The 1,484-nt window shown below is 28.9% G+C and carries 1 protein-coding gene; it reads right to left on the bottom strand.

Annotated features, from left to right (window positions below; translation table 11 throughout):
- Positions 1-311 precede the first annotated feature (311 nt).
- Entirely contained in the window at positions 312-1,379 is a 1,068-nt protein-coding gene (locus B5D41_RS13945; protein ID WP_078811228.1) for an IS30 family transposase, read from the bottom strand.
- Positions 1,380-1,484: the final 105 nt, after the last annotated feature.

Raw genomic sequence — 1,484 nt, 5'->3', positions numbered from 1 at the left:
TGAGAATTGCAAGGTTAAATGCACGGTTTTTCTAAAAAAATTGTCCTCTGTTTATTTATCCAAAATTTTACATAAAAATAAATGATCTGCTTATCTATAATAATTATATATCAATACTTTAAATAATAATTCATTTGTTTTCCCTACAAATACTCAAAATATATTTTTTAAATCTGTCAAGGACGTGCGATAGCACGGGCAAAGCCTTTATCCTTGTACTGATCTAAAAAATATTTTATAATCTTCAGCTAAGGAAAACAATTAAAATTGTATCTGATTTTACTGTGGTATTTAGAATAAAATTATATTTGTTAAGCAACCGATATTTTTTCTTTAAATATTTCTCTAGATGTTTTAAATCCAAACATCTTTCGAGGATACGTATTTATAAATTTTTGTATCTTTTTGACTTCGTTTCTCGTTAAACCTTTAAAGCTTGATCCCTTTGGTAAAAATCTTCTAATCATTTTATTTATATTTTCATTAGTCCCTCTTTGCCAACTACAATATGCATCACAATAATACTGCTTTGTTCTTGAAATATTACTTCCTGTAAATGATTCTTCTATACCCTCATAGTTCTTAAATTCCGAACCATTATCAGTAGTAATAGTTTTAAATATTTCTCTAAACTTAACTACACCATGACGCCTCTCAATCCGATCTAGACCTTTGATTACAGACTCTTGTGTCTTATCCGGTATCTTCTCAATTATCTCTTTACGAGTAGTTCTTTCACTTAATACAAGTAAATTTGGTTCATCTTTATCTTTTTTACCTTCTACTAAGTCCATTTCCCAATGGCCAACTTCTTTTCTTTGATTTGCAATCTCTGGACGATCTCCTATAGTTCTATTCTGTTTATAATTTTTAGTGCTTTGGCTTTCCCTCTTTCTTTTCTTCTTCTTTCGATAATTACCATAAACTAAGTCATCTTTATCTATTAATAAAATACCTCTGTCTATATAATTATATATTGTTCTATAATGTATACTTGTTTTAAATTGATCACTTTCATTTATCTCATTTGCTATTACTTCTGGTGAATACTTTTTTTCTATTTTCTCTTCAATGTAATCTACCATATCAAAATCTTTACCTATCTTTAACTTTGGTCCTTTTGCTGTTGCATTTTCATCATATACCCCTTGGGCTATTTCTGGCACATAAACTTCTCTATCAGACCAATCTGCGTTTTTAAAAGTAGTTAAACCCTTTTTTATTTCTCGGCTTATTGTTGTCCTATGACAGTTCATTTCTCGGGCTATTTCACTATAATTTTTATTTTGCTTATTATATAAATGAGCAATAATCTTACGAGCTCCTAGTTTTAAATGTTTCCCTTTTTCTCTTTCTATGATATAATTACTTTGACGCATATTTGTGCCTCCTTAATGTTTAAGTGTGGTTACTTAACATTTTATCAGAGGAACAAGTATGTGTCATTTTTTTATTAGCCCGTGCATTTAATTATACAATGCACC

Origin of the sequence: Selenihalanaerobacter shriftii (assembly GCF_900167185.1) — a bacterium.
In the GTDB taxonomy this organism is placed as follows: Bacteria; Bacillota; Halanaerobiia; order Halobacteroidales; family Acetohalobiaceae; genus Selenihalanaerobacter; species Selenihalanaerobacter shriftii.
The sequence above is the reverse complement of the archived record's forward strand: the minus strand, read 5'-3'. Positions and strand labels throughout refer to the sequence as shown.

What these genes read in the sequence shown, in the direction of transcription:
- B5D41_RS13945 (WP_078811228.1), bottom strand. Translation starts at nt 1,379, where the DNA reads ATGCGTCAAAGTAATTATATCATAGAAAGAGAAAAAGGGAAACATTTA.